Below are 23248 nucleotides of genomic sequence, written 5' to 3'. Positions count from 1 at the left end.
AAGTTTTGGCAACGAATATTTCGGTACCGTTGTTTTAGGGTTTGTAGACTCCTTCCATGGCCGAGCACCTCCCCCAGCACGACACCCCGCCCCGCGACTGGACGGACGGCCACGTCGACCGCTGGCAGCCGGTGCTGCCGGACCTCGACCCCGACATCGAGGCCGCCGTCACCCGGATGTCTCGCCTGACCCGCCACCTCGGCCGGGTCCGCGAACAGGGCGTCGCCGACTACGGCCTCCACAAGCACGAGTTCGACACCCTGCACGTCCTCGCCGGCCGCGGCGGACACGCCGCCCCCTCCGACCTCCGAGCCGACCTCAACCTCGCCCCCGCGTCGATCAGCGGCCGGCTGGAGGCCCTGGAGCGGCGGGGCTTCGTCGTGCGCAACCCCTCGACGGAGGACCGCCGGAAGGTCGACATCGTCCTCACCGACGCCGGGCGTGCCGCCTGGCAGGAGGCCCTGGACGTGGTCGGCCGGGAGGAGCGCCGGCTGCTGGGGGTGCTGTCGGAGGAGGAGCGGCGGCTGCTGTCCGGACTTCTGCGGAAGGTGATGCTGGTCCAGGAAGCGGAGCGGCAGCAGCCCGCCGGGCACTGACGCGGTCGACCCGCCGGGCATCGACCGGGTCGACCCGCCGGGCCGGTCCCTGGTATCGATGGGGCCGTGCGATTCGAACTTGTGCCGATGCCCGACGGTGTGGGGGCGCGGCCCCGGGACGTCCGGGGGTACCCGGTGCCGGCGATCACGCCGTGGCACGGGGGCGAGCCGCAGTTCGCTCTGACCGACCACGCGCGCAGCGCCGACTGCGCCCTCGGGCGCCGCTGTTCGGTGTGCGGCACGCTCATGGAGCGCGGGCCGGTGTGGCGGGTCGTGGGGCCCGCCGAGAGCGCCGCGATCGCCGAGGCGCTCGCGGCCGGGCGACCGTACCGGAACCTCGCGCCGACCATGGAGGGCCCCGGGCACCGCGCGTGCATGCTCTACGCGTCGATGGTCTGCCCCTACCTGGCGCGCCCGAACGCCCGGCGCCGGGCGACCGCCGAGGACGCGGCCCACGGGCTGACGTCGGCCGCCGTCCGCGGGGCGGCGCGCGGCGGCCTGGGCGCGGTGGTCGGGTTCGGCGACTACGAGTACGCCGTCACCGAGACCCGGGTGCTGTTCCGCTTCCTCGACCTGGTCGAGTTCCTGCCGCACGCCTCGGGTGACGAGCACCTGGCCGAGCTGCGCGCCGAGTTGGCGAAGCCCGGCCAGGGTCGGTAGGGGCCGATAGCCGATAGTCGACAGGGGCTGGGGTGGGGGCCTTGCGGCGGACTCGCGGGCCTACGGCCGGTAGGCGGGCAGGCCCTTGAGGGTGGAGACCTGGACCGGCTCGGCGGAGCCGTCGGCGGGCAGGGTGCTGACGCCGTCCGGGGTGCGGGCTGCGACGGTCCTGCCGTCGGGGGACCACGCGGGCTCGGTGTAGTCGGTGGTGGCAGACGGGGTGAGGTCCGTCTCCGCGGTCCGGTCGAACCGTGTGGAGCGGCTGAACAGGTGGTCGTGCCCGTTCACCGAGCGGACGAAGACGACGTGCTCGCCGTCGGGGGAGAGGGCGGGCTGGGAGCCCTTGCCCAGGGCCCGGGTGTCGGGCCGGATGTAGTCGTCGTAGATGTACACCTCGTCGGTCGGGGCGTTGGCGTACGCGATCTCGCCGCGGTGGCCGCCCGCGTCGGCCCAGGTGTTGCCGGTCTGCGGCGGCTGCGGCATGTCCTCGCTGCCGCCCTCGGAGTTGTGCGGGGTGAGCACCTCGGGGACGGCGCCGGGGGTCTTTGCGGGGACCTTCTCCAGCCTCAGCACGCCGCCCTTGCCGGAGGCGAACACGATGGTGTCGAAGCGTTCGAGCGCTTCGGCGCCGACCGTGACCCCGGGGTCCGCGGTGGCGTGCCGCCACGTCGGGTGGGACCAGGTCTCCCCGCCGGGGTTCTTGGCGAGGACGGCCTTGCCCGTGCCGTCCGGGTTGGCGGTCACCAGGTCGCCGTCGCCGTCGACGAAGGCGGCCTTCCTGCCGTCGGGGGACCAGGCGAGGTCGCGCACGACGGTGCCGAAGTCGACGCGGGTGCCGTTCATGGCGACGGTCCGGGTGCCGGCGCTGATGGTGAGGTGGTTGGCGGCGGAGGTGCCGTTGACCTCCTTGCCGCCCGGGGCGGGGCTGCCGGACGGGGCGCCGGGCGTGGCCGTCCCGGGCGCACCGGTGGCGGGGGCACCGGTGGCGGGCGCGGCTCCGGCCGGTGTGGTGGCGGTGGTGGGTGTGGCGGAACCCGGTGCGCCGGTGGCGGGTGCGGCGCCGCCGGTCGGTGCGGCGGTGGGACCGGACCCGCCGGCGTCGGGGCCGCAGGCGGAGAGCAGGACCGCGCCGAGGGTGGTCATCAGGGCGATCGCGGCGGCGGTGCCGAATCCGTTGCGTACGGGCATTCCAGGTCCCCCTCGGGTGCTGTGCGCTTCCGAGGGGAAGCGTCCCAGGGCGAGGTCGGGGACCGGTTCGTCCTGTGTCACAGGTGTGGAACAGCAGGCTCCGATCCGCCGTCGGCAGCCCGGCGGCTCTCCCGGGTCCGCGGCCGGGGTGACCGTCAGAGGCCGAGTTCGGTGAGGCCCGGGTGCTCGTCGGGGCGGCGGCCGGGCGGCCAGTGGAACAGGCGCTCCTCGGGGGCGATCGGCAGGTCGTTGATGGAGGCGTGCCGCCGGGCCATCAGGCCGTCCTCGGCGAACTCCCAGTTCTCGTTGCCGTAGGAGCGGTACCACCGGCCGGCGTCGTCGTGCCACTCGTAGGCGAAGCGGACGGCGATCCGGTCGCCGTCGTGGGCCCAGAGTTCCTTGATCAGGCGGTAGTCGAGTTCGCGGTGCCACTTGCGGGTGAGGAAGTCGGCGATCGCCTCGCGGCCGGTGAGGAACTCGGCGCGGTTGCGCCAGCGGCTGTCGGGCGTGTACGCGAGGGCGACGCGCTGCGGGTCGCGGGTGTTCCAGGCGTCCTCGGCGGCCCGGACCTTCTGCCGGGCGGTCCGCTCGGTGAACGGGGGCAGCGGCGGGCGTTGTCCGTCGCGCTGGTCGGCCATGTGTGGACTCCTCGGGGAATGGGCGTTCCGCTGGTGAGAACGATCGTTCTCACATCGCTGGCTACGATAGGAGAACTATCGTTCTCGCGCAAAGGGCACGGCAGATGGAGCACGAAGACCCGCGGACCCGCATCCTTGACGCGGCCGAGGAGCTGTTCTACGGGCAGGGCATCCAGTCGGTCGGCATGGACGCCGTCCGAGCCGCCTCCGGCACGACGATGCGCCGCCTGTACCAGCACTTTCCGTCCAAGAACGACCTGGTCGAGGCCTACCTGCTGCGCCGCGACGGCCGCTGGCGGGCGAGTCTCGCCGTCCACGTCTCGCGCACCGGCGGCACGCCCCGGGAGCAGGTGCTCGCGGTGTTCGACTGGCTCGGCCGGTGGTTCGCCGAACCGGGCTTCCGAGGCTGCGCGTTCGTCAACTCCCTCGGCGAGCTGGGCGCCACCACGCCTGCCGTCGCGGCTGCCGCCCGGCACCACAAGGAGGAGTTCGGCGGCTACCTCGCGGGCCTGACGGAGGCGGCCGGCGCCCCGCCCGCCACCGCCGTCCATCTGACGCTGCTCGCCGAGGGGGCCATCACCGCCGCCGCCGTCCACGGCGACCCGACGGCCGCCGTCGACGCCAAGGACGCCGCCCGGCTGCTGCTGGACGCCGCGTCGGCCGGATAGTCGCGGCCGGATAGTCGCGGCCGGGTGGGCCGGTCCCGACGGCGAGCCGGAGCGGCGACCGCTCAGGGCGCGTCGGTGTGCGTCAGCGTCTCCCAGCCGATGAAGTAGTTCGCCCCGAACGGGCTGTGGGCGGCCACGTACTTCTGGGTCTGCGGCATCGCGATCCCCTCGCGCAGGTGGTACTCGTCGTACGCGAGCTGTACGGCCGGGCCCAGTCCGGTCTTCAGCGAGCCCCCGCACAGCCAGCCGGGCGCCTTCGCGCCGTTGTCGTACGCGGTGTGGAACTCCAGTGCCTTCACCAGCCGTTGGCGCCCCTCGCCCCACAGGTCGAGGCCCTGCAGCCGGGCGGTCTCGGCGGTCTGGGCGGCGGCCTCCAGGCCCCAGCCGGTGTGGCCGAAGTCCCGGCAGGTCTCCTGGGCCAGCCCGTCCACGAAGGTGGACTGGCCGTTCCAGTACGCGACCAGTGCCGACCGGCCCTCGATCCCGGCGCGCGGCGGCGGCACCGGGAGGGCGCCGTCGGAGGAGAGGTAGACGTACGCGGGCAGGCGCTTGCGCCACAGGTCGGCGGCCCGGTCGAAGAGGCCGCGGTCGTCCAGGAAGACCGCGATGCCCATCAGGGCGTCGGTCTGGACCAGTTCCCAGTTGCCGTTCTTGCGCGGGCTGCCGGGCGTGAGTTGCGGCACGTAGACGGTGCGCAGCATGGTGGCGAAGCGGTCCACCGAGGCGGTCGGCCAGCCCGCGCCGGTGTGGCGGACCAGTTCGGCGGCACGGGCCCAGTTGTTGCCGGCCCAGCCGGTCTGCAGCGGGGCGTTGCTGTCGGTGTGCTCCCTGATGACGGCCGACCAGGCGTCCATGATCTGGATCGCCTTCTCGGCGTGGCGGTGGTCGCGGGTCAGCACCCACTGCAGGGCCTGGGCGTACGCGGCCATCGAGTCGTCGCGCTCGTCGGAGCAGCCGTTGTTCGGGTTCGAGCCGGAGCCGCACTCGACGGTCGCGCGCGGCTTGGGCTTCCAGTCCGGCGAGGCGTACTTGCTCGTCCGCAGGTCGGCGTACGCGGACTTCCAGGGCTCGGCTCCGGCGTCGACCCGGCCCTTGGTGAAGGCGATCTGCTGGGCGCCGACCAGCACGCCGGGGTGCTGGAAGGCGGCCTGGCGGGGGCGGTCGGCGGCGGGTCCGGTGGCGTCCGCGGGTCCGATGGCGGCTCCGGTGGCGTCCGCGGGCGCGGCGGCGAGCGGCAGCAGGAGGGCGGCGAGCGCCGCCCCGGCGATCAGTGTCCTGATGGTGCTACGACCCATGGGGAAGTCGTCCTCTCGGTGGGAGGGCGTGCTCAGGCCTGTGACTTCTCGTTAGGAAACCTTCCTAACGACACGCATTGAACCACCGCCGCCCGCGCTCGCCAAGCGCTCCGTGGGGCGAGCGAGGTGCCCGTGACAGCTGTGTCCGGTGCGTTTATCGGCCATTGATCGTCTCCGTCTAGCGTCGGTCGCATGGACGACAGAGTGGCCGAGAGGCTGGGAACGGTGCCCGAGGGGCGAATGACGGAGCAGGACACGGACAGGTTCCGGCAGTTGCTGGCGGGGCTGGAGAACTCGCTGGTGGCGGACCGGGAGGCGGCGGGGCGCGATGCCTGAGCTCGCCGAGTCGCGTCCGGTGACGGTGCTGCCGCTCTGGCGGCGCGGCCCGGGCGGGGGCGAGAGCGGGGGCGCGGGTGAGGGGTCGGCGGGGAGGCCGGCCGAGGGCGACCAGCGCGGGAGCGCGGACCGGCCCGGGGTGCCGCGGGGGCACTCCGGGCCGACGGTGGGCGCCCGCCAGGGGAAGGCGGTGACGGACCCGCAGTACTGACGTACGGTCAGGTGCGAGCGGTCGGTGGTCAGCGGCCGGTGGCCAAAGCGGTCAGCCGTCAGCGGTCAGCGGTCGGCGGTCAGCAGTCGCACCCGCAGTCGCAGCCGTCGCAGCAGTTGCACCCGTCACAGCACTGGCAGCAGTCGCCGCAGCTGGGATCGCAGCAGTCACCGCAGTCGCAGCAGTCGTGCCGCTGGCAGAAGCCCTGGCGGTGCTCGCGGCTGAACGGGTCGTTGTGGTCGCAGCAGAGCAGCTGGCAGGTGCAGGCCATCAGCGCCCACACCGCGCACCCGGCGAGCAGGTTGCGCGGGCGCGGCGGCTTCTTGCCGGGCGGGGTGAAGCCGGGGCCCTGCGGCACCCACGGTGGGATCGGCGCCTGGCCCGGGTCCTGGCCGGGCGGCGCCTGGCGCGGCGGCGCGTCGTGCGGGTGCTCGGCTCCGGCCCCCGGTGCGGCGGCCGCCGTCCGGCACCCGGCCGTGTGCTGCGCTCCGAAGACCCGGTCCACGGCCCGCTCGGTCTCGTGCGCGAGCAGGACGTGGACCAGCGCGCGGTCGGTCAGTTCGACCTCGCGCAGCGCGAGCCGGATGCCGTGGACGGCGTCGCGGCAGAGGCGTTCGGCCTCGGCGCGGTCGGTGCCGGTGGCGGTCAGCGGGTTCCAGGCGCCGGAGGCGGCGTCGGCGGCCTGGTCCTCGGCGGCGTCGAGGAGGTGGGCGAGACGGCCGAACAGCCGCCCGGCCTCGGCGAGCGGGGCGGCGTTGCCGGGGCGCCCGGCGATCACCGCGGTGTGGGCGAAGGCGGCGGAGGTGGCGGTCTCGGTGGGCTCGGTGACCAGCAGGACGGACCCGCCGGGCCGCAGCGATCGCTCCAACCCGCCCTGGCGGGAGGCCGCTTCGAGCAGTACGCCGGTGTCGAAGCCGACGGCCGAGGCGCTGCCCGCGCTGCGCCGGTCCCAACGCCGGGTGACCGCGCGGGCCCCGGCGGCGACGGGGCGGCGGGCGAAGACGCCGTCGCGGTCCTCGACGTGGTCGCGGATCTTCACCGAGGCGAGGGTGAGCGAGACGGCGGCGGCGAGCCGGGCGCCTTCGCCCTTGGCGACGGAGGCGGTCCGCATGCCGCGCAGGGGACACGGACCGGCGGTGCGCCGCCAGGAGGAGTCCTCGCGGGCGGCCTGGGCCTCGACCAGCACGGAGATGATCAGACCATCGTAGTTGGTGGCGGTCCGGGCGAGCTGTCCGTGGTCGTCGCGCAGGGCGAGGCAGAGCCCGCACAGGTGCGCCATCCAGGAGGTCTGCAGCCGTTCGGACAGCCGGTGCCTGCACGGTCTGATGATGCCGAACACGATCGTCCCCCTTGCGTTGCGGGCCGCTGACCGGCCGCGATTCGCCGCACATCATATGATCAGCGGCGCGCCGGAGCGGAGCCCTCCCCGGTCAGGATGCTCGCGAGCGGAGGCCGGTTCCGCGCGGGGGCGGTCGCGCGGGGGACGGTCGTGCGGCGGCAGTGTCCGACCGGCCGTCAGGCGCGGCAGCGCAGCAGCTCCAGCGGGGGGTGGGCGAGCAGGTCCGCCCAGAAGTCCGCACCGAACGCGCGGAAACCGGCCTCGGACACCTGCAGCGGCACCCACTCCAACGCGCCGAATCCGGCCGCCCGGAGGCTGCCCTCGAAGACCTCGCGGCGCGGGGCGGTGGTGACGATGCTGATCGGCCGAGGGTCGAGGAGGGCCGTGACCCGCACCCGCGGGCCCGTCTCGACCTCCTCGCCGGTCGGCTCGCAGCGGAACCCGTAAGCCTCCAGGGACGGACAGTCGAACCGGTAGTCGGGATTCTGGGCGAGCAGGAAGAACTCCCCGCCCGGCACCAGGCTCCGGTGGACGGAGCGGCACATCCGCTCCATGGCCGCGGTGTCCTCGGCGTAGTTGAGGCACTGCACGCCCAGCGCGATGTCGAAGCGCCGCTCGAGGGGCCGCAGTTCGGCGACGTCCCCGACCTCGTACCGAACGCCCAGTGGGTCGCGCTGCTCGAACTCCCGGGCCGCGGCGACCATCTCGACGGAGATGTCGACCCCGAGGACGTCCGTGGCGCCCCGCCGCTTCAGCTCCCTGCTGTAGAAGCCGGTGCCGCAGGCGAGGTCGAGCACCGACCTTCCGCTGACGTCCCCGACCATGCCCAGGAGGCTCGGCACCTCGCCGTACCGCATCAACGGCAGGGACTTGAAGCCTTCGAATGCCTCACCGATCTCGTCGTACTGCTGCACGCCCATCGTGTGGTCCTTCCGTCGGGTCCGTGGCCCGGGCTCCGCCCGGAACGAACTCCCGGGCGCCCCGCGGCCTCTGTCGGGCAGTCAACCGCACGCCGGTCAGGGCGCCGTACTGGCGGAAGCCACAAAGATCCCCGCCGACCGGGCCCGGCCGACGGAGGGCCGTACGGACGGGCCTGCGTAGAGCCCGTCCTGCCAGTCGGTGCGGGACGGCCGCGCGGTCGGCCGTCCGGCCGGAGGTGGGGTGTCGCCGAGACTCCGCCGTATCGATTCCCGTATTCGGGATAGCATCGCGAATATGGGAATCGACACGGCCGCCGACGAACGGCTGGCGCAGCGGCTCGCCGAGCTGAGGCTCGAACGCGGGTGGACGCTGGAGGAGTTGGCGCGGCAGGCGGACGTCAGCCGGTCGACGCTGTCGCGGGTGGAGCGGGCGGAGGTCAGCCCGACGGCCGCGCTGCTCGGGCGGCTGTGCGCCGTGTACGGGCGGACGATGTCGCGGTTGCTCGCGGAGGTGGAGGCGGGCCCGGCGCCGCTGGTGCGGGCCGGGGAACAGCAGGTCTGGCGGGACGGGACGACCGGCTTCGTCCGCCGGTCGGTGTCACCGCCGCACGGCTCGCTGCGGGCGGAGATCGTCGAGGGCCGGCTGCCGGCCGGCGCCGACATCGCCTACGACCGGGTCTGCGTACCCGGCCGGGAGCACCACCTCTGGCTGTTCGAAGGGCGGTTGGAGCTGACCGTGGACGGCGCGACGCAGCCCCTCGGCCCCGGCGACTGCCTGCGCTACGTCTCCGGGGCGAGCCGCTTCCACAGCGTCGGCCCCGGCGAGGCCCGGTACGCGCTGGTGGTGGTCGAGCAGTGAGCGCCACCACCGGCCCGACGGCCAAGGAGCGCTTCGACGCCGCCGGGCGCCGCGTCCTGTCGGTCTGCGTGGCGGGCGGGTTCACCACGCTGCTCGACCAGTCGGTGCTCAACACCTCCATACCCGCGCTGCGCGAGACCCTGCACGCCGGGCCCGCCGACCTGCAGTGGATCGTGGCGGGCTACTCGCTCGCCTTCGGTCTCGCGCTGATCCCCGGCGGCCGGCTCGGCGACGTCAAGGGCCGCAAGTGGTTCTTCGTCACCGGGCTCGCCCTCTTCACCCTGGTCAGCCTGGTCTCCGCGACCGCCACCGAGCCCGGGGTGCTGATCGCCGCCCGGCTGCTCCAGGGCGCGGGCGCCGGCCTGGTCAACTCCCAGATGATCGGCACCCTCCAAGACGTCTTCGAGGGCCAACTGCGGGCCCGCGCCCTCGGGATGTACGCCGTCACCGGCGGTCTCGCCTTCGCCCTCGGGCCGCCGATCGGCGGCGCGGTGCTCGCGGCGGTAGGCCCCGAGCACGGCTGGCGGCTCACCTTCCTGCTCAACGTGCCCTTCGGCCTGGCCACCGTCGTCCTGGCGGCCCGCCACCTCCCCGTGCCCCGCCCCAGGGCCCGGCACACCGACCTCGACCCGGTCGGCCTGCTGCTGGTCGGCGCGCTCACGCTCGCCCTGATGCTGCCCTTCGTCCGGCCGCCCGGTTGGACCGGCTGGCTGGCCTTCGCGGCCGCGGCCGTCCTGCTGCTGGGCGCGCTCGCCTGGTGGCAGCAGCGCTACGCCCGCACCGGCGGGCATCCGCTGATCCACCCGGCGCTCACCCGCTCCGCCCCGTACGCGCTCGGCACGGCGACGGCGATGGCCCAGTTCGGCTCCTCGCTCGCCGCTTCGCTCGTCCTGACCATGTTCCTCCAGGACGGCCTCGGACTGTCCCCGATGGGTGCCGCCCTGGTCGCGCTGCCCTCGGCCGTCGCCATGGGCATCGCCTCGGCGCTGGCCTGGCGGGTCGTGCAGCGCTTCGGCCGGCGCACCGTCACCGCGGGCATGGCCGGCTCCGCGCTGGCCATGCTGGCGAGCGGACTCCTCGCGCACGGGACGCCCGCCGCCGCGCTGCCCTGGCTGCTGGCCCTGCTGCAGTTCCTCGGCGGTGCCTCGATCGGCCTGATGGGCTCCACCAACCAGGCCTACGTGCTGCGCCACGCACCCGCCGAGGCGGCCGGGGTGAGCGGGGCGATCCTGCAGATGGCACAGCGGATCGCGGCGGCCGTCGCCGTCTCGGCGCTGTCCGGCGTCTACCTGCGGGAGACCGCCGGCGGCGGCGGGCACCGCTCCGCCTACCTCGGCACGAGCCTGGTGTGCGCGGCCGTGGCCGGGCTCGCCGTCCTGGCCTCCGTCCTGGCCGGCCGTGCCACGGCCCGCGAGCAGGGCGACGGCGAGCCGGCGGCGCTGAGCCGAGGGCGAACACCGGTCCGCTGACGGGCCCCGGCCCATACGGTGGTCACCATGACCGACGTACGGACCGTGGACCTGCCCGAGACGACGCTCGCCTACCGCGCGAGCGGACGCCCCGACGGCCCGCCGCTGGTGCTCCTCCACGCCCTCGGCGAGCGTGCCTGCGACTGGGATCCGGTGCTGCCCGAACTCGCCCCCGGCCACCGGGTGTACGCCCTCGACCTGCGCGGCCACGGCGACAGCGGCCGACCCGGCCGGTACGGCCTGGAGGAGATGCGGGACGACGTGCTGGCCTTCCTGGACGCCCTCGGGCTGGACCGCGTCGACCTGGTCGGCCACTCGATGGGCGGCGCCGTCGCCTACCTCCTCGCCCAGGCCGCGCCGCAGCGGATCGGCCGGCTGGTCCTGGAGGAGATCCCCGCGCTGTACCCGCGCCCCGCCAGTGTGGTGCCGGACGACCCGGACGAGAGCATCCACTTCGACTGGGCGATGGTCCGGGCCGTCAAGGCCCAGCTCGACAGCCCCGACCCGGCCTGGCGGGACGGGCTGGCGAGGATCACCGCCCGCACCCTGGCGGTCGCGGGCGGTGCGGCCAGCCCCGTCCCCCAGGAGCGGATCGCCGAACTCGCCCGGTTGATCCCGGACTGCCGCCTCGTCACCGTCGAGGCCGGGCACCTGGTGCACGGTGCCCGGCCCGGGGAGTTCGTCGCCGCGGTGGCGCCGTTCCTGGCGGAGCCGCTGCCTTAGTTGCTGCTGCCGCTGCTGCTGCCGGCATCCCCGGACACTCCGTCCCGACCACCGGAAACCACAGAGCCCTGTCGAGCGGCCCGTCCGGGACCGCTCCCGTCCGGGACCGCTCCCGCCCGGCGCTCACGCCCGGTCGAGGAGCGCGGCCAGGTAGCGCGCCGTGTCGTCGCGCAGTTCCTCCAGCGTCGGTGCGTGGCTGTGCCCGCTGCCTGCGGTCGAGTTGAACAGCACCCCGTCGCACCAGCGGATCAGCCGTCGGGCGTCGGCCACCGCGTCGGCGGAGCCGCACTGGGCCAGTAGGGCGGCGGCGAGGTCGGCGAAGCGGGCGCCCAACCGGTCGTAGCCGACCCGCAGTTCGGGCCTGCGGGTGGCCTCCAGGGCGAGTTCGATGCGGGCCAGGGTGAGTGTGCGTCCGGTGGTGAGCGCCTGGTGCAGCAGACCGGCACCGACCCGGACGAGCAGGTCCCGCGGCGAAGCGTCGGCGGGGGGCGCGCCGCTGAAGGCGGGGTGATCCCGGGTCTCCCGCTCGACGATGCGGGTGAGGGTGAGGTCGAGCAGGGCGGCCCTGGTGCGGGCGAGGTTGGAGGTCGAGCCGGCGGGGAGTCCGGCCTCCTGGTCTACGGCGCGATGGGTCAGCCCGCGCAGGCCTCGTTCGGCGATCAGGGCGATGGCGGCGTCGGCGATCAGGGCCGGGCGTGGCGACGTCATGGATCCGGCCATGGCCTTCCTCTTCGGGGTCCTGACTCGGGGTGGTCCGAATCTGTCACCGCAACAGTAGTCGCTTCGACTACAGGTGTAGTACGGTGCGGCACATCGGTCACTACATCCGTAGTGTCAGGAGGGGAGCTCACCCATGGACGCACCTGAGGCGATCGTCATCGGCGGAGGCATCGGCGGACTCGCCGCCGCCCTCGCCCTGCACCGGCAGGGCATCCCCGTGACCGTCCACGAGCGCGCCGCCTCGCTCGAACCCGTCGGGGCCGGCCTCGCCCTCGCCCCCAACGCCCTGCGCGCCCTCGACCGGCTCGGTGTCGGCGAACGCCTGCGCGCCCTCGCCTCCCCGCACCCCGCCATCGGCCTGCGCCACCCCTCCGGCCGTTGGCTCGCGCGCACCGACACGGCCACCTTCGAGGCCTACTTCGGGGACACCATCGCGGGCGTCGCCCGCGCCGACGTCATCGCCGCCCTGGTCGACGCGCTCCCCGGGGGCACCGTCCGCACCGATTCGGCTGCCGCCCTCGTCAGCGCCGGAAGTGCCACCGAACCCGCCGTCGTCCGCACCCCCGACGGCGAGCGGTCCGCCGCTCTGGTGGTCGCCGCCGACGGCATCCGGTCCGCCACCCGCGGCCTGCTCTTCCCCCAGCACCCCGGCCCCCGCTACAGCGGCTTCACCACCTGGCGCACCATCGTGACCCCCGCCGGCCGACCGGAGGCCGTCGGCGAGATCTGGGGACGCGGACGGCTGGCCGGCATCGTCCCGCTCGCCGACGGCCGGGTCTACGTCTACGGCGCCGCCCTCGCCCCGGCGGGCGAGCGGGCGGCCGACGGCGACGAGAAGGCCGAACTGCTGCGCCGGTACGGCTCCTGGTGCGCGCCGGTGCCCCAGCTCCTCGCGCTCGCCGAACCCGAGCGCGTCCTGCGCCACGACGTCTGGGACCTCGCCGACCCGCTGCCCGCCCACCACCACGGCAGGGTCGCCCTCCTCGGCGACGCCGCCCACGCGATGGCTCCCTTCCAGGGCCAGGGCGCCTGCCAGGCCATCGAGGACGCCGTGGTCCTCGCCGCACCCCTGGCCCCGCACCCGGACCCGGTCGCCACCCTCCCCGCCTACACCGCCGCCCGCCTGGCCCGCACCACCGCCATCGCCACCGGCTCCCGCCGCGTCGGCGACCTCATCGCGCTCCACACCCCCGCCGCCACCTTCCTGCGCACCACCGCCCTCACCCTCGCCGGCCTCCTCCCCGCCCGTCTCCTCCTCGGCCGCTCCGCCGCCACGTACGACTGGCAGCCCCCGGCCCTCGGCGCAGCGGCCTGACCACGTACGCCTATACGCCGCGTTCGGCGGGAAGCCGCCCGCTGCGCACGGCCGTGAGCAGATCGGCGTGGTCGGCCTCGGTGCGGTCCGCGTAGGCGACGGCGAAGGCCGCGACCGCCGCGTCGAGCGCCTCGCCCTTGCCGCAGTACCCGGCCAGCAGGCCCGGGTCCGCGGTGTGCGCATGTGCCCTGGCCAGCAGCGCGCCGGTGATCCGCGCGTAGTCGTCCAACTGCGCCGGCAGCAGCGCGGCCGGGTCGACGCTGCCCTTGCGGTTGCGGAACTGCCGTACCTGGTACGGGAGTCCGTCGACCGTCGTCCAGCCGAGCAGGGTGTCGCTGACCACCTGCATGTGCTTCTGGCCGAGCACCACCCGGCGGCCCTCGTGGCCGTTCCGCTCCGTCTCCGGGAGGTACGGCAGCAGCGCGGACGGGCGGGCCTCCTTCACCTGCAGCACCAGCGGCTGGTCCCGGTGGTCGGTGAGCAGCACCACGTACGAGCGGGTGCCCACGCTGCCGGTGCCCACCACGCGGAACGCCACGTCCTGCACCCGGTACCGGGTCAGCAGTGTGCGCACCTCGGCGGGCAGCGTCTCCACGTACAGGCCCAGCGCGTGGGCGACGGCCCGGGCAGTCGCGTCGGACACCTCGGTGAGCACCGGGGGAGCCGCGGTGAAGCGCCAACCGCCGTCCGCCGTGCGGGCGGTGCTGCGGGCGGCGAACCTCGCGCTGGTGTTGCCGAGCGCCTTGGCGCCCACCTTGTCCAGCACGTCGGTGAGGTCGTGCGCGTCGGCGAAGGAGACCAGCCGTTCGTCGGCGACGGCGTTCCACGCGTCGAGCGCGGGCAGCTTGGCGAGTGTGCGCATGGTCCGGCGGTACGCGCCCGCGACGTGTTCGGCGGCCTCCCGCGCGGTGGTCTCGCTCGCCCCGGTCTCCCGGCCCGCCAGCACCAGACTGGTGGCGAGCCGCTTGAGGTCCCACTCCCAGGGGCCGTGCACCGTCTCGTCGAAGTCGTTGATGTCCATGACGAGCCGGCCGCGCGCATCGCCGTACAGGCCGAAGTTGGCGGCATGCGCGTCCCCGCACAACTGCGCGCCCACCCCGGTGACCGGCGTGCCCGCGAGGTCGGCGGCCATCAGCCCGGCCGAACCGCGCAGGAACGCGAACGGGCCGGAGGCCATCCTTCCCACCCGGATCGGCACCAGGTCGGGGATCCGGCCTGCGTTCGACGACTCGATCGCCTCCACGGCCGTCGGCCGCCCGGGAGCGACGGCGAACTCCGCGTGCCGCTCGCGGGGCACCCGCGCGCGCAGTTCCTTCCCCCGTTCGCGGGCCCGCCCGTCCTGTGCGGGCGCGAACCCGGCCACCGCGAAGCCGCGTCGGGCCCGCGCGGCCTGGCCGCCCGTGCTCCGCTGCGCGACGACCACCGGTCTGCTCCGGCCGCCACCCCCTGGTCTCGGCTCCGCCCCGTCCACTGCCACTGCCTCGGTCACTCGCGCCACCGCGCCCGCCCGTCCCTTCCGGTCCTCTCCGTCCGCGACCTGCGCGGATGGTGCATCGGGGGGAGTGACGTACGGCGCCGCACGGTGGTTCCGGCGCGGCGGTTGCGACTCGTGCGCGAGCCGGAGCCGGCAGGGCGCGTGGGCGCGGGGGGCGGTTGTGCGGCGCCGGGGGCGTGCGCGCCCGGAGGCGACGGGCGCGGGCGGGGGCCGTGCACCACGGGCGTAGCCTGAGGCAGGTGGATGATCTCCGGGGGAGCCTGTGCGCCCGCCTGCCGGCCGCGTCGGCGGCGGTGGTGACGGTGGCGGCCGGGCTGGGCGTGCGCGCGGTGTCGGGCGGCGACGTCGCCAAGTACGCGGGGGACGCGCTCTACACCGTGCTGCTGTACGCGCTGGTCGTGCTGGCCGCTCCGCGCGTGCGCCCGGCCCGCGCGGCGGTGCCGGCGGCCGCGCTCAGCTGGGCCGTCGAACTCTTCCAGCTCACCAGGCTGCCGGACGCGTGGGGCCGCCGAAGCGCGCTCGCCCGGCTCGTGCTGGGCTCGACCTTCGATCCGCCGGACCTGGGCTGGTACCTGGTCGGTGCGGGCTGTGCCGTCCTGCTCCACCGGGTGGTGCGGACCGTTCGTCCCGCACCACCCGGCCGAGCAGCCTGACCGTCCCGATCGCGTCCCGACCGTCCGGTATCGCCCCGGGGCCGGCTGACGGAGCGTCAGAGCGGAAGCAGTTCCGGGCGCTTGGGCTCGAGGTGGTCGCCCGAGGACTCGCCGCGCAGTCGCCGCCCGACCCAGGGCAGCAGGTGCTCGCGGGCCCACTGGATGTTCTCGCGCCGCTGGTCGGCGGGCGTGAGCACGCGGGCGTCCGGCCAGGGGGCCTCCGGGTCCTGGCCGGTGGCCAGGCCCAGCGAGCGGGCGGCCAGCAGGGCGACCCGCTGGTGGCCCTCGGGGGACAGGTGCAGGCGGTCCTCGCTCCATGCGCGCCGGTCCTGCACCGCGCGCAGCGACCACAGGTCGGCCACCTTGCAGCCGTTGCGGTCGGCGACGGCCCGCATGTGCCCGTTGTAGGTGGCGATCTTGCCGCGCAGGTGCTTGAGCAGCGGCACGTCACGGGTGTCGAAGCCGGTGCAGATCAGCACCGTCCCGGCGGACTCGGTGAGCCGGACCACGGCGGCCTCGAAGCGCTCGGCGACCTCGTCCGGGTCGCTGCCCGGCCGCAGGATGTCGTTGCCGCCGGCGCAGAAGGTGACCAGATCGGGCTGGAGGCGGTGCACCTGCGGCACCTGCTCGGCCGCGACCTGGTCCAGCAGTCGGCCGCGCACCGCCAGGTTGGCGTAGCGGAAGGTGCCCGGCGGGCGCCCGTCGGCGAGCATCCCGGCCAGGCGGTCGGCCCACCCGGCGAACCTGCCGCCGGCACCGGGGTCGTTGAGACCCTCGGTGAAGCTGTCCCCTAGGGCGGCGTAGGAACTGAGGTCAAGGGTCTCCTGGAGGTTCGGCATGAAAGAGATAGTTCACCCAATCAAGTGACCTACGCCACCGTAGGTGAGCCTGGTGGCACGTGAGATGGACCACGTACCCTCGTCCGCCCGCCCGGCCGCTCAGAGCGCCGGGGTCCGGAAAGCACAAGTGCCGCACCCCCTACCGCTTTCGGGCCCGCCCGGCCGATGCTCGAAGGGCGCGGCCGCCCGGCCGCCGTCCTCCCGGGGGGAGACATCCATGGCCGTGACCACACGCACCGACGCGTCCGAGAACTGGTCCATCGACGACCGCTGCACCAACTGCGACGTAGCCCGCCAGCTCGCACCCGGCTTGGTGCGCGAGCACGCCGGACGCTCCGAGCTGGTCCGCCAGCCGCGCGACGACGCCGAGCGCCGCCGGCTGCTGGCCGCCGCCCACGCCTGCCCCACCCGCTCGATCCGGCCCGGCACCGGCCGGCTCGACCCGGCCACCGACCCCTTCCCGCTCGCCCTCACCGACGAGGTGCTGGTGCTCGGGCACAACTCCCGGCTCACCGCCGGAGCCAACTCCTACCTCTGTCGCCGCCCCACCGGCTGGGTCATGATCGACACCCCCCGGTACAGCGACGCCCTGGCCACCCGCTACGCGGCGATGGGCCCGGTCACCGACGTCCTGCTCACGCACCGCGACCACGCGCGGCACGGCCGGGAGTACGCCGACCGGCTCGGCGCCCGGCTGTGGATCCACGAGGGCGACCTCGCTGCCGCTCCCGACGCCGACCGGGTGCTGCGCGGCACCGAGCCCGTGGAGATCGCCCCCGGCCTGGTCGCGCACCCCTTCCCCGGCCACACCGTGGGCAGCGTGCTGTACGTGGCCGACGAGCGGTACTGCTTCAGCGGCGACAGCCTGTACTGGTCCCGCACCACCGGGGACGTCGAGGTGCAGGAGGCCGTCACCTGGTACTCGATCGAGGAGCAGGCCGCCTCGCTGGAGCGCAGCCTGGGCGTCCTCCGCTTCGAGTGGCTGCTGCCCGGCCACGGGGACCGGCGGCGGATGCCCGCCGAGGAGGCCGACCGCCGGCTGCGAGCCCTCGCCGGCCGCTGCGCGGCGTTGCGGCCCGCGCCGGTGGACTTCACGGCGGTCCGCTGGTAGCCGCAGTTCCGGGGCCGCGTCGCACGGGCTGACCGGCACGGTCCAAGAGCCGCAGCCGGAACCGGAGCCGGAACCGCAGCCGGAACCGGAGCCGGAGCCGGGCCCGGCGGTCGATGCGGAGGGCTCGTGCGCCGGGGCTCGCGCCGGGTGCGCGGGGGGCGTGCGTCTGTTGGGGGCGCCCGCGCGGGTGTGCGAACGGCGGCGCCGGGGCAGCCGCCTCTCCGACAGAGGGGTGTTCCGTACCGGCGGGACCCCGGCCCCGCGACCCAAGGACGGTCGAGCCATGCCCACGCAGACTCCGGAGCGCACCGCCCGGCCACGGACCTACCTGATGTGCCCGCCGACGCACTTCACGGTCGACTACGCGATCAACCCGTGGATGGACCCGGCCCAGCCCACCGACACGGCGCTCGCGCTCCGCCAGTGGGAACGCCTCCACCGGACCTACCTCCGCCTCGGCCACACCGTCGAGCTGATCGAGCCGGTGCCCGGCCTGCCCGACATGGTCTACGCCGCGAACGGCGCGACCGTGCTGGACGGCCGGGCCCTGGTGGCGAGCTTCCGCTACCCGGAGCGGGCCGCCGAGTCGGACGCCTACCACGCCTGGTTCCGGGCGCGCGGCTACCGGGAGGTGCGCCGCGCCGGCCACGTCAACGAGGGCGAGGGCGACCACCTGGTGGTGGGCCGCCGGGTGCTCGCCGGCACCGGCTTCCGCACCTCGCGGGCCGCGCACGCCGAGGCGGGCGAGCTGTTCGGTGTCCCGGTGGTCAGCCTGAACCTGGTCGACCCGCGCTTCTACCACCTGGACACCGCGTTAGCCGTCCTCTCCGACGACCACGTCATGTACTACCCGGAGGCGTTCGACGCCGACAGCCGGGCCCTGCTGCGCCGGCTCTACCCGGACGCGATCCTCGCGGACCGTGCCGACGCCGAGGTGTTCGGGCTCAACGCGGTCTCGGACGGACGCCGGGTGCTGCTGCCGGAGACGGCCAAGAACCTGGCGGGCCGCCTCGTCGAGCACGGGTACGAGCCGATCCCGGTGGACGTCTCCGAGCTGCTGAAGGGCGGCGGCGGGGCCAAGTGCTGCACCCTGGAGCTCAGGGCCGCGTGACGCCGGCCTGCGCCGCGGCCCCGCCGGAGCCGGGGCCCCGGCGGGGCCGCGCCGATGGCCCGGGGCCGGGCGCCGAAGGCCTTTGGTCAGGCGCCGAGCCAGAGGTCCGGGCCGAACACCTCGTAGTGGATGTCCGCCGCCGGGACGCCCGCCGCCAGCAGCTGTCCGCGGACGGCGCGCAGGAAGGGCAGCGGGCCGCAGAGGTAGGCGGTGGTGCCGGCCGGGACGTCGACGGTGGCGAGGTCCACCAGCCCGGTGCGCTCGGCAGGCCACTCGCCGAGCGGCTGCTCGTAGAAGACGTGCGCGGTGGCGTTCGGCAGCTTGGCGGTCAGCTGCTCCAGGTCGGCGCGGAAGGCGTGGCCGAGCTGGTCGCGGTCGCCGTGCACGGAGACGATCCGGCGGGTGGAGCCGGTGGCGGCCAGGTGGTCGAGCATCGCGGTCATCGGGGTGTTGCCGATGCCGGCGGAGGCGAGCAGGAGCGGGCCGTCGCCGTCGGCCAGGACGAGGTCGCCCAGCGGAGGCGACAGTTCGACGGTGTCGCCGGTCCGCAGGTGGTCGTGCAGGTGGCCGGAGACCTCGCCGCCGGCCTCGCGCTTGACGGTGAAGCGCAGCGCGCCGTCGGCGCCGCCGGAGAGGCTGTACTGGCGGATCTGGCGGGCGCCGTCGGGCAGTTCGGTGCGCACGGAGACGTACTGGCCCGGGCGGGAGGCGGGGACGGGGCGGCCGTCGGCGGGCCGGACGAGGTAGCTGGTGACGGTCTCGGTCTCCTGGTAGCGGGTGACCACGGTGTACGGGCGCCAGAGGTCGGCCGGGTCGCCGCCGGCGGCGACCTCGGCGCGGAGCCGGTCCTCGACGGCGATCAGTCCGTTGGCCATCAGCCAGTAGACCTCGTCCCAGGCGGCGGCGACCTCGGGGGTGACGGCCTCGCCGAGCACGTCCACGATGGCGGCGAACAGGTGCTCGTGGACGATCTTGTACTGCGCGTTGTCGATGCCGACCGAGACGTGCTTGTGGGCGATCCGCGCGAGCATCGCGTCCGGGCGCTGGTCCGGGTGGGCGATCAGCGCGGTGGCGAAGTGGGCTATCGAGCCGGCCAGCGCCTCCCGCTGGGTGCCGTTGGCCTGGTTGCCCCGGTTGAAGAGGTCGCGCAGCAGCTCCGGGTGGGCGGCGAACAGCCGGTCGTAGAAGAGCGGGGTGATGTCGCCGATGGCGGCGCCCACGGCGGGCAGGGTGGCCTCGATGACCTCGGCGGACTTCGCGGACAGCATCAGTCGGACTCCTGACTCGAAACTTGTGACTTATAACTGGTATCTCAGATGCCTATTAAAGGCCGTGGAAGTGCCCGGCCCCGGGCGGGGGCGGCGGGCGGGCGATCAGTCGGTGGGCCTGGCGCCGAGGCCGAGCAGGACGGGTCCGGTGGGGGCGGCCACCAGATCGTCGATGGAGAGCCGGTCGAGCGCGGCGAAGAACGCCTCCTGGGCGGTGCGCAGCGCCCCGCGCAGCCGGCACGCGGCCCGCAGCGGGCACGGCGGGTCGTCCTCGCAGCCGACCACGTCGCCGACTCCTTCGAGCTCGCGCAGCAGCAGGCCCAGCGAGCCCGTGCGCCCGGCGAAGGTGAGCGCCAGCCCGCCGCCACGACCGCGACGGGCCTCCACCACCCCGAGGTGCTGCAGTCGGCTGACCACCTTCGCCGCGTGCGTGTACGGCACGTCGACCGACGCGGCCACCTCGCGGGTGGTCGGGTTGTCGCCCTCGTCCAGGACCGCCAGCCGCATGGCGATGCGGAGGGCGATGTCGGTGCTCTTGGTCAGCCTCACAGTCGAAACGCTAGCGAATGCGAGTATGAAACTCCAATTTCCTGCACGACTCTGATCGGGTCGGCGCGAAAACCGTTGCGGGGAACCGGTCGAATCTGAACAGTTGGCGATATTAGTGGTCACTCACTGACGGCCAGTCAGGGTGCCTTCTACGCTTCGTGCGGCCCCCGGGCCGCCCCGCACGACACCTGCCGAACAGCTCGCGCCTCCCGCACCGCCCGCACCGTCAGCGCCACCCGCACCGTCAGCGCCACCCGCACCCCACCTACCGCCGACCCCCTTGGAGAGAGCCGTGAGAACACGCCGAGCGCCCCATCGCGCCCTGACGGCCGTGGCCGCGATAACCGCGGCCACGGCCGCACTGCTGTCCCAGCCGGGCACCGCCGCGGCCGCCGCACCGCCGCCGGCCGTCACGGCCCAGGTGCCGGTGGCGCCCTACCCGGCGGGCGTCGCCCTGGCGCCGGACGGCGGCCACGCCTACGTGACCAGCCAGAGCAGCGGCACCGTCAGCGTGCTGGACACCGCGAGCAACACGGTGACCCGCAGCTTCACCGCCGGCACCGGCTCGTACGCGGTCGCCCTGTCGCCCGACGGGCACCGCGCCTATCTGACGCACCACCTGGACAACACGGTCAGTGTCGTGGACACCGCGAGCGGCACGGTGGCCGCGACCGTCCCGGTCGGCTCCCAGCCCTGGAGCCTGGTCCTCTCGCCCGACGGCTCGCGCGCCTACGTGAGCAACGCCGCGTCGAACACCGTGAGCGTGCTGGACACCGCGAGCGGCACGGTGACCGCGACCGTCCCGGTCGGCGCCGAGCCGCACGGGCTCGCCGTCTCGGCGGACGGCAAGCGGCTCTACGTCGCAGCCTCCGGCGACAAGGCGGTGAACGTCGTCGACACCGCGGGCAGCGCGGTGAGCGCCACCGTTCCCGTCGGCCACAGCGCCTTCGGCCTCGCGCTCAGCCCGGACGGCGGCAACCTCTGGGTGGCCGACGGCGACGACAGCACCGCCGTCGTCATCGACACCGCGGCGAACACGCTCCTCGGCACCGTCCCGGTCGGCTCCGGCCCGTACGCCGTCACCGTCGCCCCGGACGGCTCGGCCGCGTACGTGTCCGACTACGCGGACAACACGCTGAGCGTGGTGGACACCGCGAGCCGGAAGGTCACCGCGACCGTCCCGGTGGGCGCGAGCCCGTACACGCTGGCGCTGACCGCCGACGGGCGGCACGGCTACCTCGCCGACTTCACCGGCGGCGCCGTCCAACTGCTGAGCTTCCCGCTGCCGGTGCCCGCCGTGACCGGGATCAGCCCGAACAGCGGCTCCGGAACGGGCGGCACCACGGTGACCGTCACCGGCACGGACCTCAACGGCGCCACCGCCGTGACCTTCGGCGCGGCCGGCCCGGCCACCTCGTTCCGCTGCACCAGGACCAGCTGCACCGCGACCGCCCCGGCCACCAGCGTGACCGGCCCGGTGGACGTGCAGGTCACCACGGGCGGCGGCACCAGCGCAGCCGTCCCCGCCGACCGCTTCACCTACGCGGCGCCCGCCGCCCACCTGGCCGTCGCACTCACCGCGACCCCGGTGACCCAGCTGCTCGCGAGCCGGGTGGACTACACGGTCACCCTCACCGACCAGGGGCCCGACCCGCTGGCCTCGGCCACCGTCGCCGCCGACCTGCCCGCCGGGCTGACCGCGACCTCCACCGACTGCTCGATCGCGGGCGGGAAGCTCACCTGCGCCCTGGCCGCGCCGCTCGCCAAGGGCGCGAGCACCACCCGGCACTTCTCGGTCACCGTCGGCCTGTTCTCCCTGGTCCGCAGCTGGGACGTCACCGTGGCCCGCACCGCCGGGGTGCCCGCCGACCCGTCGCCCGCCACCAGCCGCGACACCCGCAGCTGCTCCGCCCTCCTCGGACTGCTGATCACCTGCAAGTAGGACGGCTCCTCGCGGCCGGGCCCCGCCGGACTCCTCCGGCGGGGCCCGGCCGCCCGCCGCGCAGCCCCCGCCGGACCCGCCACCGCCACCGCCACCGCGCCGCGGATCTCCCGCCCCACCGCCCCACCGCCCCATCGCGCCCATCGAGTTCGAGCACCCCGCCGGCCCCGCGATCCCGGCGGGCCCCAGAAAGGAACGGCCCCCATGCCCCAGCTCCCCGAATTCCGGCTGGAAACCCACCTCGCCCGCTGGGAGTTCACCGCCCGCCACCACCTCGGAGCCTCCGACGCGCAGACCATGACGACGGGCGAACTGCTCGCCCTGGCCGGCCCCGAGGACCGCGAGGCCTGGGACACCCTCGCCCTCGGCTACACCGAGATCCTCGGCGACCCGGGGCTGCGCCGAGCGGTCGCCGGCATGTACGAGCGGGCCGACCCCGATGACGTGATCTGCTTCGGCGGCGCCCAGGAAGGGCTCAACCTCGCCATGCGGGCGCTCCTCGAACCGGACGACCACGCCGTCGTGGTGGCCCCCAACTACCAGTCCGCGGAGACCATCCCGCTCTCCCTGTGCGAGGTCACCGGCGTCGCGCTGGACGAACGGCAGGACTGGGCCCTGGACCTCGACGCGGTCGAGGCGGCGCTGCGCCCGAACACCAGGGTGGTGTCGGTCAACTTCCCGAACAACCCGACCGGCGCGGTGATCGACGCCGCCGACTTCGCCGGGCTCGCCGGACTCTGCGACGAGCGCGGCATCCGGCTCTTCTCGGACGAGGTCTACCGCGGTCTGGAGCTCGACCCGGCCCGCACCCTGCCGCAGGCCACCGACCTCTCCGAGCGCGCACTCTCCCTCAACGCCACCACCAAGTCACTCGGCCTGCCCGGCCTGCGGATCGGCTGGATCGTCTGCCGGGACCGGGAGTTGGTCTCCCGCCTGGAGCGGGCCAAGCACTACACCACGATCTGCAGCTCGGCGCCGAGCGAGGTGCTGGCCCGGATCGCGATCACCGCCCGCGAGCGGATCCTGGAACGCAACCGCGGCATCATCGCGGAGAACCTGCCGCAGTTCGACGCCTTCTTCGCCGAGTTCGAGGACCTCTTCGAGTGGCGCGCCCCCGCCGGCGGCTGCGTCGCGTACCCGCGCTACCTCGGCCCGGACGGGGTGGAGGACTTCTGTACGGCCCTGGTCGAGCAGGCGGGCGTCCTGCTGATGCCCGCGAGCACCTTCCGTTCGGCGCTCACGCCCACCCCGACCGACCGCTTCCGCATCGGTGTCGGCCGCCGCGATCCAGGCCCGGCGCTGGAGTCCTTCGCGGACTGGCTCCGCAAGCGCTGACGCCGGGC

24 protein-coding genes are annotated in these 23248 nt (G+C 74.6%); 14 read left to right on the top strand and 10 right to left on the bottom strand.

All coding sequences use genetic code 11. From position 1 onward, the window contains the following. The first annotated feature begins 56 nt into the window (after positions 1-56). The gene (locus IF30_RS0109575) at positions 57-596 is read left to right on the top strand and encodes a MarR family winged helix-turn-helix transcriptional regulator (RefSeq protein ID WP_030234799.1); all 540 of its coding nucleotides are present in this window, start codon (positions 57-59) and stop codon (positions 594-596) included. Positions 597-662: 66 nt separating this feature from the next. Next, the gene (locus IF30_RS0109570; protein ID WP_234322647.1) at positions 663-1256 is read left to right on the top strand and encodes a hypothetical protein; all 594 of its coding nucleotides are present in this window, start codon (positions 663-665) and stop codon (positions 1254-1256) included. Positions 1257-1316: 60 nt separating this feature from the next. Here the strand turns inward: IF30_RS0109570 and IF30_RS43375 are convergent, their stop codons facing one another. Further along, on the bottom strand, positions 1317-2444 hold the full coding sequence (locus IF30_RS43375; RefSeq protein WP_030234796.1) for a TolB family protein: 1128 nt from the start codon (positions 2442-2444) through the stop codon (positions 1317-1319). 155 nt (positions 2445-2599) lie between these two features. Continuing rightward, entirely contained in the window at positions 2600-3082 is a 483-nt protein-coding gene (locus IF30_RS0109560; protein WP_030234795.1) for a DUF1348 family protein, read from the bottom strand. A 104-nt stretch (positions 3083-3186) separates the two neighbouring features. Between IF30_RS0109560 and IF30_RS0109555 the strand changes: the two genes are divergently transcribed. After that, complete coding sequence (locus IF30_RS0109555; RefSeq protein ID WP_030234794.1) at positions 3187-3750, top strand: TetR/AcrR family transcriptional regulator; 564 nt, start codon at positions 3187-3189, stop codon at positions 3748-3750. A gap of 62 nt (positions 3751-3812) precedes the next feature. Here IF30_RS0109555 and IF30_RS0109550 read toward each other — a convergent pair whose 3' ends face one another. Further along, complete coding sequence (locus IF30_RS0109550) at positions 3813-5045, bottom strand: alginate lyase family protein (protein ID WP_030234793.1); 1233 nt, start codon at positions 5043-5045, stop codon at positions 3813-3815. 192 nt (positions 5046-5237) lie between these two features. On the opposite strand from IF30_RS0109550, the gene IF30_RS47620 reads away from it, so the two are divergent. Further along, positions 5238-5381 (top strand): hypothetical protein, encoded by a 144-nt coding sequence (locus IF30_RS47620; protein WP_158834876.1) that lies wholly within the window; start codon positions 5238-5240, stop codon positions 5379-5381. Then, complete coding sequence (locus IF30_RS0109540; protein WP_030234792.1) at positions 5374-5592, top strand: hypothetical protein; 219 nt, start codon at positions 5374-5376, stop codon at positions 5590-5592. The genes IF30_RS47620 and IF30_RS0109540 overlap by 8 nt, the downstream gene beginning before the upstream one ends. A gap of 79 nt (positions 5593-5671) precedes the next feature. Here the strand turns inward: IF30_RS0109540 and IF30_RS0109535 are convergent, their stop codons facing one another. Both IF30_RS0109535 and IF30_RS0109530 read right to left on the bottom strand, forming a co-directional pair. Next, on the bottom strand, positions 5672-6931 hold the full coding sequence (locus IF30_RS0109535; protein WP_030234791.1) for a DUF5685 family protein: 1260 nt from the start codon (positions 6929-6931) through the stop codon (positions 5672-5674). 176 nt (positions 6932-7107) lie between these two features. Beyond that, complete coding sequence (locus IF30_RS0109530; protein WP_030234789.1) at positions 7108-7851, bottom strand: class I SAM-dependent methyltransferase; 744 nt, start codon at positions 7849-7851, stop codon at positions 7108-7110. 295 nt (positions 7852-8146) lie between these two features. Here IF30_RS0109530 and IF30_RS0109525 point away from each other — a divergent pair, with 295 nt between their 5' ends. The 3 genes from IF30_RS0109525 to IF30_RS0109515 are packed head-to-tail and all read left to right on the top strand — an operon-like array spanning position 8147 to position 10902. Next, the gene (locus IF30_RS0109525; RefSeq protein ID WP_030234786.1) at positions 8147-8710 is read left to right on the top strand and encodes a helix-turn-helix domain-containing protein; all 564 of its coding nucleotides are present in this window, start codon (positions 8147-8149) and stop codon (positions 8708-8710) included. Then, positions 8707-10179, top strand: coding sequence for an MFS transporter (locus IF30_RS0109520; protein ID WP_051709612.1), 1473 nt, complete (start codon positions 8707-8709; stop codon positions 10177-10179). The genes IF30_RS0109525 and IF30_RS0109520 overlap by 4 nt, the downstream gene beginning before the upstream one ends. Positions 10180-10206: 27 nt before the next feature. After that, on the top strand, positions 10207-10902 hold the full coding sequence (locus IF30_RS0109515) for an alpha/beta fold hydrolase (RefSeq protein ID WP_030234782.1): 696 nt from the start codon (positions 10207-10209) through the stop codon (positions 10900-10902). Positions 10903-11025: 123 nt separating this feature from the next. On the opposite strand, the gene IF30_RS0109510 is transcribed toward IF30_RS0109515, so the two are convergent. After that, a complete protein-coding gene (locus IF30_RS0109510) occupies positions 11026-11610 on the bottom strand; it encodes a TetR/AcrR family transcriptional regulator (RefSeq protein WP_030234781.1) in 585 nt (194 codons plus the stop codon). Positions 11611-11755: 145 nt separating this feature from the next. On the opposite strand from IF30_RS0109510, the gene IF30_RS0109505 reads away from it, so the two are divergent. After that, on the top strand, positions 11756-12937 hold the full coding sequence (locus tag IF30_RS0109505; protein ID WP_037899423.1) for an FAD-dependent monooxygenase: 1182 nt from the start codon (positions 11756-11758) through the stop codon (positions 12935-12937). A 10-nt stretch (positions 12938-12947) separates the two neighbouring features. Here the strand turns inward: IF30_RS0109505 and IF30_RS0109500 are convergent, their stop codons facing one another. Beyond that, the gene (locus tag IF30_RS0109500) at positions 12948-14426 is read right to left on the bottom strand and encodes a DUF2252 domain-containing protein (protein ID WP_420791131.1); all 1479 of its coding nucleotides are present in this window, start codon (positions 14424-14426) and stop codon (positions 12948-12950) included. Positions 14427-14671: 245 nt separating this feature from the next. Between IF30_RS0109500 and IF30_RS0109495 the strand changes: the two genes are divergently transcribed. Further along, a complete protein-coding gene (locus IF30_RS0109495) occupies positions 14672-15085 on the top strand; it encodes a DUF2809 domain-containing protein (RefSeq protein WP_030234774.1) in 414 nt (137 codons plus the stop codon). Positions 15086-15141: 56 nt separating this feature from the next. On the opposite strand, the gene IF30_RS0109490 is transcribed toward IF30_RS0109495, so the two are convergent. After that, the gene (locus tag IF30_RS0109490) at positions 15142-15924 is read right to left on the bottom strand and encodes an SGNH/GDSL hydrolase family protein (RefSeq protein WP_030234772.1); all 783 of its coding nucleotides are present in this window, start codon (positions 15922-15924) and stop codon (positions 15142-15144) included. Between the two features lie 217 nt (positions 15925-16141). On the opposite strand from IF30_RS0109490, the gene IF30_RS0109485 reads away from it, so the two are divergent. Both IF30_RS0109485 and ddaH read left to right on the top strand, forming a co-directional pair. Continuing rightward, a complete protein-coding gene (locus IF30_RS0109485) occupies positions 16142-17035 on the top strand; it encodes a 4Fe-4S domain-containing protein (RefSeq protein WP_030234770.1) in 894 nt (297 codons plus the stop codon). Positions 17036-17318: 283 nt separating this feature from the next. Then, a complete protein-coding gene (gene ddaH, locus IF30_RS0109480; RefSeq protein ID WP_030234767.1) occupies positions 17319-18146 on the top strand; it encodes a dimethylargininase in 828 nt (275 codons plus the stop codon). Between the two features lie 86 nt (positions 18147-18232). On the opposite strand, the gene IF30_RS0109475 is transcribed toward ddaH, so the two are convergent. Both IF30_RS0109475 and IF30_RS0109470 read right to left on the bottom strand, forming a co-directional pair. After that, positions 18233-19414 carry a globin domain-containing protein gene (locus tag IF30_RS0109475; RefSeq protein WP_030234766.1) on the bottom strand — a complete coding sequence of 394 codons (1182 nt, stop codon included), beginning with the start codon at positions 19412-19414 and terminating at the stop codon, positions 18233-18235. Between the two features lie 105 nt (positions 19415-19519). Continuing rightward, the gene (locus IF30_RS0109470; protein WP_030234763.1) at positions 19520-19963 is read right to left on the bottom strand and encodes an RrF2 family transcriptional regulator; all 444 of its coding nucleotides are present in this window, start codon (positions 19961-19963) and stop codon (positions 19520-19522) included. Between the two features lie 292 nt (positions 19964-20255). Here IF30_RS0109470 and IF30_RS0109465 point away from each other — a divergent pair, with 292 nt between their 5' ends. Further along, the gene (locus tag IF30_RS0109465) at positions 20256-21905 is read left to right on the top strand and encodes a beta-propeller fold lactonase family protein (protein WP_158834873.1); all 1650 of its coding nucleotides are present in this window, start codon (positions 20256-20258) and stop codon (positions 21903-21905) included. A 204-nt stretch (positions 21906-22109) separates the two neighbouring features. Next, positions 22110-23240, top strand: a complete 1131-nt coding sequence (locus IF30_RS0109460; protein WP_030234759.1) for an aminotransferase class I/II-fold pyridoxal phosphate-dependent enzyme — start codon at positions 22110-22112, stop codon at positions 23238-23240. Positions 23241-23248: the final 8 nt, after the last annotated feature.

Origin of the sequence: Streptomyces sp. NRRL S-350 (assembly GCF_000719705.1) — a bacterium.
Classification (GTDB): Bacteria; Actinomycetota; Actinomycetes; order Streptomycetales; family Streptomycetaceae; genus Kitasatospora.
This window is presented reverse-complemented; position numbering and strand designations above follow the sequence as displayed.

What these genes read in the sequence shown, in the direction of transcription:
- IF30_RS0109575 (WP_030234799.1), top strand. Translation starts at nt 57, where the DNA reads ATGGCCGAGCACCTCCCCCAGCACGACACCCCGCCCCGCGACTGGACG.
- IF30_RS43375 (WP_030234796.1), bottom strand. Translation starts at nt 2,444, where the DNA reads ATGCCCGTACGCAACGGATTCGGCACCGCCGCCGCGATCGCCCTGATG.
- IF30_RS0109560 (WP_030234795.1), bottom strand. Translation starts at nt 3,082, where the DNA reads ATGGCCGACCAGCGCGACGGACAACGCCCGCCGCTGCCCCCGTTCACC.
- IF30_RS0109555 (WP_030234794.1), top strand. Translation starts at nt 3,187, where the DNA reads ATGGAGCACGAAGACCCGCGGACCCGCATCCTTGACGCGGCCGAGGAG.
- IF30_RS0109550 (WP_030234793.1), bottom strand. Translation starts at nt 5,045, where the DNA reads ATGGGTCGTAGCACCATCAGGACACTGATCGCCGGGGCGGCGCTCGCC.
- IF30_RS47620 (WP_158834876.1), top strand. Translation starts at nt 5,238, where the DNA reads ATGGACGACAGAGTGGCCGAGAGGCTGGGAACGGTGCCCGAGGGGCGA.
- IF30_RS0109540 (WP_030234792.1), top strand. Translation starts at nt 5,374, where the DNA reads ATGCCTGAGCTCGCCGAGTCGCGTCCGGTGACGGTGCTGCCGCTCTGG.
- IF30_RS0109530 (WP_030234789.1), bottom strand. Translation starts at nt 7,851, where the DNA reads ATGGGCGTGCAGCAGTACGACGAGATCGGTGAGGCATTCGAAGGCTTC.
- IF30_RS0109525 (WP_030234786.1), top strand. Translation starts at nt 8,147, where the DNA reads ATGGGAATCGACACGGCCGCCGACGAACGGCTGGCGCAGCGGCTCGCC.
- IF30_RS0109515 (WP_030234782.1), top strand. Translation starts at nt 10,207, where the DNA reads ATGACCGACGTACGGACCGTGGACCTGCCCGAGACGACGCTCGCCTAC.
- IF30_RS0109510 (WP_030234781.1), bottom strand. Translation starts at nt 11,610, where the DNA reads ATGACGTCGCCACGCCCGGCCCTGATCGCCGACGCCGCCATCGCCCTG.
- IF30_RS0109505 (WP_037899423.1), top strand. Translation starts at nt 11,756, where the DNA reads ATGGACGCACCTGAGGCGATCGTCATCGGCGGAGGCATCGGCGGACTC.
- IF30_RS0109490 (WP_030234772.1), bottom strand. Translation starts at nt 15,924, where the DNA reads ATGCCGAACCTCCAGGAGACCCTTGACCTCAGTTCCTACGCCGCCCTA.
- IF30_RS0109485 (WP_030234770.1), top strand. Translation starts at nt 16,142, where the DNA reads ATGGCCGTGACCACACGCACCGACGCGTCCGAGAACTGGTCCATCGAC.
- ddaH (WP_030234767.1), top strand. Translation starts at nt 17,319, where the DNA reads ATGCCCACGCAGACTCCGGAGCGCACCGCCCGGCCACGGACCTACCTG.
- IF30_RS0109475 (WP_030234766.1), bottom strand. Translation starts at nt 19,414, where the DNA reads ATGCTGTCCGCGAAGTCCGCCGAGGTCATCGAGGCCACCCTGCCCGCC.
- IF30_RS0109460 (WP_030234759.1), top strand. Translation starts at nt 22,110, where the DNA reads ATGCCCCAGCTCCCCGAATTCCGGCTGGAAACCCACCTCGCCCGCTGG.